This window comes from Acinetobacter sp. UBA3132, assembly GCF_002364825.1.
Classification (GTDB): domain Bacteria; phylum Pseudomonadota; class Gammaproteobacteria; order Pseudomonadales; family Moraxellaceae; genus Acinetobacter; species Acinetobacter schindleri.
Genome location: NZ_DEZM01000175.1, coordinates 23811 through 29992 on the forward strand (window position 1 = coordinate 23811; position 6182 = coordinate 29992).

The following is a 6182-nucleotide window of genomic DNA, read 5'->3' on the forward strand; positions in this document are numbered from 1 at the left end:
AAAACCAGCTATTGCTGGTTTTTTATTTTAGCTTTTAATCATTGTTCGAGAATGTCTAGCAACAATGATTGTCACAACTAAAAGTATCTTTTGCAAAGAACTTAGTAGGAAAATAAGCCTTTTTCTAAAGGAAATTCAATTCCAATCGATGCACCGCCATCATTACCATATAGGTCTGAATTACTGATCCAGCCATTTAATTTTAGTGGAATATCGGGACGTAGATAATGGGTCCAGCTCACATCAACAGCTTTTAAATTATCTTGCGCTGGAAAAGCTAAATTAGTAGTTCGGGTGGATTCATTCAACTTGGCAAACAGTACTCGTGCATTAACACGATTCAGGCGATCGAAACGAATATCACCACCCACAGAAATCATTTGCCCATCACCACCCATCGCATGCGCTAATGGATAACCATGCTGGTAAAAACCATCGGTATATACACTGTGATTATAAGAAATACCTTGGGCCTTGCCATTGGTGCGGGTGTCTGCCCATTCGGTATATAGCTGAAAAGGCATATTATTATAGCTAGAGGAATAATCGACTCCAGCCAAATACATTTTTTTGGCCGGTAAGCCGCCGGCTTCATCTTCACCAACATATTGTGCATACATTCCCATTGGGACTTGTAGCAATGGTTGTAGATTTAAGCGTGCATCAAAACCCGCAATTTGATTTGATGGATCAGGTTCACCTGTGCCGCCATTGTCTTTATTCCCGACAAAAGCATCCCAAAGTGAGCTCAGGCTTTCAGGTCTTCCTTCTCCCCCCCATTGAATAGCTCGCGAAGCACCCAGCTCCAGATAAGGTAAAGGTTGCGCGGTGACACGTAAACCAATCAACTTAGCATCAGGTACAGCATCGTAGTTATCTAGTTGTCCGGCAAAGGCTTGATATTGCCAAGGTCCGATCCAGGATAGCCATTTATTTGCAAAAGCATGCTGTTCGGCACGCTGCATGGTCACACCATACACAGGACGGCTGGCATCACCCCGAATTAAGCTGCCATCATGGCCAGGTCCCCAGTAGGTCGGGATTTGCCCAGCAATTAGCCATTGATTCCATAGTTTACCTGCGAGGTAAGACCCTTCAACATTCACATCTTGATCATGATCAATCTGGGGATCTTTTTCTGCATTCACGCGAAGTCTAGCATCCCAATTCTGATTACCTGTATTCAACTCTATACCTGCTTGATATTGAGCTTTTTGCTGGTCACCAAAGGCTTGAGGAATATTTTTTTGATCTGTCTCTGCAAACAAGGATGCTTTGAGTAACTGGTTATTGGTATTTAAGTGAGCCATGACAGAATCAATGACTTTTTGTTGATTACTATTGCTAACTTCTGCCTGAGAAAGGGCACGTTGAATTTCATCACCACTCATTGGCCAGGTCGAAGTGCTGATTTGAATCACACCTTGCTGATTTAACCAGTTTAAATCGGTACGCAGGTTTTGCTCATTTAAAACGATGCCTTGCGCAAAGGTTAGTGAGGAGCTTAATGCCAAGCTGGCGAGCAGTGTTTTCGATTTAAACATTCTTGTAAATTCTCAGGAGTTTTAAACTGTAACCACGATAGGTTTTTTAGTTGATTTTTTCAACAATGATCATTTGGGATAAATGTAATAGAGGGTGATTTCACACCCTGCTTAAGGCAGGATGTGAAATCAAAGCTTACAATGAATTAGTCATTGTCTTTATTTGCAGTATATACATAAGCATAATTATAACCATAGCTACTTGCCACCCCTTTTTGTACATCATTCAGAATCACACCATTCACTTTGACTTTCGCCTGCTCAAAACGGTTGATGGTCAATTCAAGCTCTTTCATCTGAGTTTTGGCATGACGTACCACCAGCAGGTTCACACCAGCAGACTGTGCAATGATCACACCATCTGTGACTGCCAGGGCAGGCGGCGTATCAATCAGAATATGATCAAACTGAGCAGATAACTCGCTCAAAAGTGCCTGGAACTTTTGTGAACCTAATAACTCTGCAGGATTAGATGGGTTTTTACCCCGTGAAATAAAGTACAGACCCTCATAGCTGTCGGCCTTGATGACTTGCTCCAAAGTATGAGTACCCAGCAGAAGCTCAGACAGTCCTGGGGCTGTATCCTGATTAAAATACTTGTGTAAATAGCCGCGGCGCATATCGCCATCCATCACCAAGACTTTTTTACCGCCCTGCGCCAGAATGGCACCCAGATTTGCTGTAATAAAAGATTTACCCACTTCTGGGGCCGGGCCAGAGATAGCAATAATATTATTTTTGGCTTCCGTCAGCGAAAAATGAATCGTAGTCCGGATACTGCGAATACTTTCCACCGCAATATCCTCGCTATCTTTAACTGCAAGAACAGGAATAGATTTTTTCTTTTTCAGCAGTTTTACACGGCTTTCTTGAACTGCTGAGCGCGGTACGGTGGCATAAACAGGAATATCCAGTTCATTCTCAATCTGTGCTGCATCTTTAATACCACTGCGCATCATATTGCGTAACAGTGCGATTAAGATGCCGAGGAAGCCACCGAGGAAAATTGACAGAATCAGAATCTGCAGTTTTTTTGGTGCAATCGGCTTAAGTGGTTCAACAGCGGTATCAACAATACGCACATTACCGATTTCACCGGCTTTGGCAATTCTTAACTGCTGATAAGAATTAAGCAGCGCTGTATACAGCTGCTGTTTGACTTCGACTTCGCGATATAGCTGTAAGTAACGACGTTGTAAATCTGGTAGCTGTTTTAAGGTTCCATTCAGCTCGGCAATTCTGCTATTGATCGCAGCCAGTTGGGCTTCCATCTGCTGCATGACCGGATGTTCGCTGGTGTACTTCGCTGAAGCCTCAGCAACTGACTGTTCCAGCTGGGCTTTTTGGGTTTCCAGCGCAATACTTTGAGTTAAATACAACTCGGATTCTTTGGTTACATCCACAGTATTAGACTGCTGACGGAACTGGTTAAATTCACGTTCTGCCACATCCAGCTGCTGACGCAGTTCAGGTAGCTGATCTTCCAGAAACTTAAGCGTTTGAGCCGTTTCGGCTGAACGACGTTCCACGTTCTGCTGACTGTATGCTTGCAGAATGGCATTCAGTACCTGGGTAATATGTGCTTTATCTTGGCCTTCATAATTTAAGCCTAAAATCCCGGTCATTTTGCCTTTTTCTGCGACAGAGTAATTTGCAAGTAAACGATTTGCAGCAGCAGGCAGAGACTGTTTACTGATGAGATAACGGTCCTGGAACTGGTCCTGACTAAAAATTGCCACTTTCCAGGTCCCATTCGCATGAGTCGCCTGATTATTGCGGTTTAACAGGCCAGAAAAAACCACTTGGCCTGTTCTTGGATCGGTCAGACTAAACTGTTGTTCTTTAAATTGTAGTTCTAAAGTCTTGTCATAATAGGCCTGTGGAATATCAAACTGGCGGATATCAAACGCTTGATCACCATCTCTGAATAAAACGGATTGAGGCGAATATTCAGTTCGGTAATCATGCGGATTCAGCAGGCGGTCAAACAGGGAGTTTTCTGTTCCTGCTACCTGTAGGTCCAGATTCAAACGATCAATTACGTCACCCAAGACCAGACGTGATTTCAGAATTTCAATTTCTGCTTGGGCCGGTTGCTTCTGTTCGATCATGTTCGACATATCGCCAAGCAAAGCAGCAGATGCTCCTTTGCTTTCTTCGACCTGAACCAGCGCATCCACACGATAGGTATCTGGTGTAACACGTAAATACAGTAAAGCCGTCACAATACTTAAAATGACGCAAAGGGCAATGAGTTTCCATTGAGCAATCAAGGAGAAAAAGAGTTCTTTTAAGTCAATGGTATCTTCAGCGTTGGTGGTTTGGCTCATAGTTTATTGTCATTCAATTATTTAAAGATGGGATATCCAGTCATTTACACACTGTTGAATCTGCTCAAAGGTGTGGTCAAAAAAGAGTTGATCCTGCTGATAGGGGTCAGCAATATTTTTTGATTGCCAGTGCCCCAGGCGAAAAGTTTTTCCTTTGGCAAAAGGCCAGTGCTGCTCTAAATGCTGTTGCTGATTCTTACTCATGACCAGCACCAGATCGGCCTGTTTAATCATGTCCCCAGTCAGTTTTTTGGCACGGTGAGCCTGCATGTCCAGTCCGATACTTTGCATACAGCGCTGGGCTTTCTCATCTGCCGGATAGCCGATCATGGCTGCAATACCGGCCGAATGGATCTGCCGTTCAGGTAGAGCCTGCTTGAGTAAATATTCAGCCATGGGACTGCGGCAGATATTGCCGACACAGACCACCAGAATATGCTTAAACTGCATTATTGCCCCAGCCGATCCAGATTATATAAGGCATTCGAGAAAGGAATCACCTGATTTACAACACGTTGCCAGCGTGCCAGACCTGAAGCATCGACATAGACAATATCATTACTGCGCATTTTAAACTGATTGGCCAGGCCAAAGTCGGCAATACTGGTGAGGTCCATCTGGTAAACTTCAGTATGGACAGCATTTGCCTGACTGCGCACAATATAAATCTTGCTGCGACTGGCAGAGAGTGGATTTAGCCCCAAACTTTCACCTAATACATCACTTAAACTCATGCCTTGGTCCCGTAATGGCAAGGACTGATTTTTGCCGGATTCACCCATGACATAAATTTTTTGATTTTCGCGATTGTTCACATATAAAGTGTCATTGGGCTGGATCAATAAATTATGCAGAGAAAGTCCAGCTTTTTCTAATTCTACGGTATTGAGCTGGTATGTACGTCCCTGACGGACCAAAGTCATAGAAGTATTGTCCCCCTGTTGTGCATTAACACCACCCGCCATACCCAAAGCGGTATATACACTCACAGGTTGATCACTTAAATAAAACTGTCCGCCTTTCATGACATTGCCCTGAACCGAATAGCGCTGGCCCTGATAGGACAAAACCCGGACAATGACATCCGGGGTTTTTAAATAGCGTGACAATTGGCTGCGCAATTCACGGTTGACCTGAGTCAGAGATTTACCTGAAGCCTTGTAACGGCCAATCATCGGAAACTGGATATAGCCCTGCGAGTCAATTTGATAACCGTTTGCCTGAGCAGACTGGTCACTGCTAATGCTACTGCTCGGTGGGGTAATTTCCGGATAGGCCCAAAGATAAATAGACAAGATATCACCCGGGCTCAGACTGTAGCTACGATGCGGGGTGCTAAACAAATGGGCATAATCTTGTTGAATGTTTTGTACAGCAGGTTGAACAGCCAGTATAGAGTCCTGGGTGAGCCTAATCACGTTGACTGAAGTACCAAGTTCGGTTTGATAAACACCTTCTACTGGTAGATCATAGGTTTGCAGACCAGAGGTAACGGCGCAACCGGTCAAAGTCAGACCGCAAGTCAGTAAAAAAGCCAGTTGAATTTGTCGCACATGAAATCCTGTTTTTAATATTTAATTCGATAAATTTGCGATATTCTACCTGAGAAGTCTGTACTTTCTATAACAAAATGTATCTGATTATAATTGAATAGTCAGCGAAAAGGGGCCAAGCTTAGCCTTATGACATTTTTAGGAAAAATATTTTGAAATAAAATGAGCAAAATATTTAACAGGGATTAGCTTTTTGGTACTAAATCATAACCTAAATTTCATATTTTTCTGCTAGTATTCCTGCCGAAAGATTTAAGCTTCGTAAGTACATTATATAAATAAGGCGTGGAAATGCTATTTATTACAGATTTAAAAATTGCAGTGATTGGTCTAGGTTATGTGGGCTTGCCACTTGCTGTTGAATTTGGGAAAAAGTACCTGTCGTTGGTTTTGATATCTACCAAAAACGAATTGATGAACTGGAAGGTAAGTCAATTGGTTTATATCTAAAAATTATTTTATAGCATCCCGTGGTTTGAATGTCCGTATGGAGGAGTATGTAGCCACTCAGTTAATTAAAGACATGGTGAAGCAACGTATTCAAGTTGTAAGTTCTACAATTTTAGTGATGAGTTTAAGTTTTAAAGGAAAAAAGTTCGGACATTTATAATACTAAAATTTTAGAAATGGCTTAGGTCTTAAGAGAATATAACCTAGACTTAGATATTTACGACTCTTGGGTAGATATAGAAAAAGCTAAACATGAATATACTTTAACACCTATTAATTATTTGCAAAAGTACCATTATGATGCT

General features: G+C 42.4%; 4 protein-coding genes and 2 pseudogenes. 2 read left to right on the forward strand and 4 right to left on the reverse strand.

Going from position 1 to position 6182, the window contains the following annotated elements; genetic code table 11:
• Positions 1-101: 101 nt before the first annotated feature.
• The 4 genes from B4033_RS09495 to B4033_RS09510 all read right to left on the reverse strand — a co-directional run bounded on the left by B4033_RS09495 (position 102) and on the right by B4033_RS09510 (position 5427).
• On the reverse strand, positions 102-1544 hold the full coding sequence (locus tag B4033_RS09495; RefSeq protein ID WP_286833434.1) for a capsule assembly Wzi family protein: 1443 nt from the start codon (positions 1542-1544) through the stop codon (positions 102-104).
• Positions 1545-1690: 146 nt separating this feature from the next.
• Positions 1691-3874, reverse strand: coding sequence for a polysaccharide biosynthesis tyrosine autokinase (locus B4033_RS09500; protein WP_286833437.1), 2184 nt, complete (start codon positions 3872-3874; stop codon positions 1691-1693).
• A 21-nt stretch (positions 3875-3895) separates the two neighbouring features.
• Positions 3896-4324, reverse strand: coding sequence for a low molecular weight protein-tyrosine-phosphatase (locus B4033_RS09505; protein WP_048882595.1), 429 nt, complete (start codon positions 4322-4324; stop codon positions 3896-3898).
• Positions 4324-5427 (reverse strand): polysaccharide biosynthesis/export family protein, encoded by a 1104-nt coding sequence (locus B4033_RS09510; RefSeq protein ID WP_286833442.1) that lies wholly within the window; start codon positions 5425-5427, stop codon positions 4324-4326. The genes B4033_RS09505 and B4033_RS09510 overlap by 1 nt, the downstream gene beginning before the upstream one ends.
• 291 nt (positions 5428-5718) lie before the next feature.
• Between B4033_RS09510 and B4033_RS13640 the strand changes: the two are divergent.
• Both B4033_RS13640 and B4033_RS13645 read left to right on the forward strand, forming a co-directional pair.
• Positions 5719-5852 (forward strand): annotated as a pseudogene (locus tag B4033_RS13640) (Vi polysaccharide biosynthesis UDP-N-acetylglucosamine C-6 dehydrogenase TviB); the annotation flags it as partial.
• Positions 5850-6182 (forward strand): annotated as a pseudogene (locus B4033_RS13645) (Vi polysaccharide biosynthesis UDP-N-acetylglucosamine C-6 dehydrogenase TviB); the annotation flags it as partial. The pseudogenes B4033_RS13640 and B4033_RS13645, both read left to right, overlap by 3 nt.